Origin of the sequence: Methylacidiphilum sp. Yel, assembly GCF_004421185.1 — a bacterium.
Lineage (GTDB): Bacteria > Verrucomicrobiota > Verrucomicrobiia > Methylacidiphilales > Methylacidiphilaceae > Methylacidiphilum.
Genome location: NZ_LXQB01000082.1, coordinates 1 through 1,431, shown reverse-complemented (window position 1 = coordinate 1,431; position 1,431 = coordinate 1). Strand labels below are relative to the sequence as shown.

The following is a 1,431-nucleotide window of genomic DNA, read 5'->3' as shown; positions in this document are numbered from 1 at the left end:
TACTTAGAAGCTATAGACAAATTCCAAGCCTACGAAGTAGACCGGACCATTGGAGGTACCTAGGAGGGCTGTAGGACTGCCCGTTGGGTTTTGGAAAGGAAAACCGTAGTAGCCAAGGACTCCCTTGCCCCAATCCATCCTGTACTCAAGCCGAATCATGAAATTATCAGCCAGATCAAACGCAAGCGTCGCCGTGTAGGCCCAAATGTCGGTTGGTGCATTGTGTCCAGCAAGGATAGAATTCCATCCTGATTCCATCCAGTCCGCACGCTGGGCAATACTGATAATGTCCGTAATTTGGTATTTCATGTGAAGGGCAGCCCCATACCAGTTCGAGGGCCCACTCGATAAATCGACAGGCAGCCCGCTGATCGCTCCGGGTACCACCGTCACATTGTTGTTGTAAAAACCCCCTGTCAATTCAAAGCCTAACAGAAGCCTGTCCCGGGCAAACTTCGGAGCCCATGATCCCCATACATCCCCAAGAAAAAACGCATTGTTCTGGTTGAATGGGCCTTCTCCCCTTATCCCCTGCGCTATCCCATAAGGCTGCGCTACCCCATTGATCGGAGAGGCTCCAAAGCCCGGCGGATTGACCCCATTAAACCCGTACATGAGAGTGCCGCTGAGCGTCGCATTCTTCCCTTTCGCCTCCCATTGGCTGTTCAAAAACAATAAATAGGCATCGTTGTTGTTGATCATGTTGTTGAGATAGCCAAAATATTCCATCCCCCCCCTCGATACGTTAAAGCCCCCATCGGCTATCCCCAACCGGCTCGTCCATTGGTCATCCCACCGGTAAATCGCTTGCATCCCAGTAAGGGTAGTCGGCAAAAGATTCGCAAACAAAAGCCCATAGGTAAAATCCAGGTTCACTGGCCGCTCCACTACCTCGTAGCCAGCCGGATCCACAAACTTGCCTATCTTTATGTCCAACCCATTGCCTATAGGCGCCCGAAAAATCACATACGCTTGCTCTAACCAAAAACTCGAGGTGTTGAACGAATACCAGGAACTAAAAGGAACCCCTAAGCCAGTGATCGCATCCGGTGCTCCTACTACCGCATCCTGCCCCACTATAAGATCTGCCCTAAAGCCTGCCTGCCATCGATTCTCTTCAGTCAAGGGCTTCTCCAAGGCCAGCTTAAAGGCGTTCATGTTAAAGCCTCCCCCAGGAATCGCATCCACCGGCTCTCGACCAGGTATCGCCGGATAGCCCTGAGCAAAACCTGCCGTGTTGGTCGGCCCTACATATCCCGGCGGAGGAACAAAACCAGGCACTCTATTGAAAGCCGGAGCGTTGATAAAATTATAGGTGTAGCTGGCATCCACATACCCACTCAGCACTATCCCCTTAGTGTTCGCTTGCACCGGTATCCCCTGATCCTCTAGCTTCTTGGTTAGCTCCTCTATCTGCTTGTTCTTCTCTTC

Annotated in this window: 1 protein-coding gene; it reads right to left on the bottom strand. The window is 51.5% G+C overall.

Translation table 11 applies throughout. The features are described from left to right. Positions 1-3: 3 nt before the first annotated feature. Positions 4-1,431 (bottom strand): outer membrane beta-barrel protein (locus tag A7Q09_RS09980; RefSeq protein WP_134391296.1); only part of this gene is annotated, 1,428 nt, incomplete at its 5' end.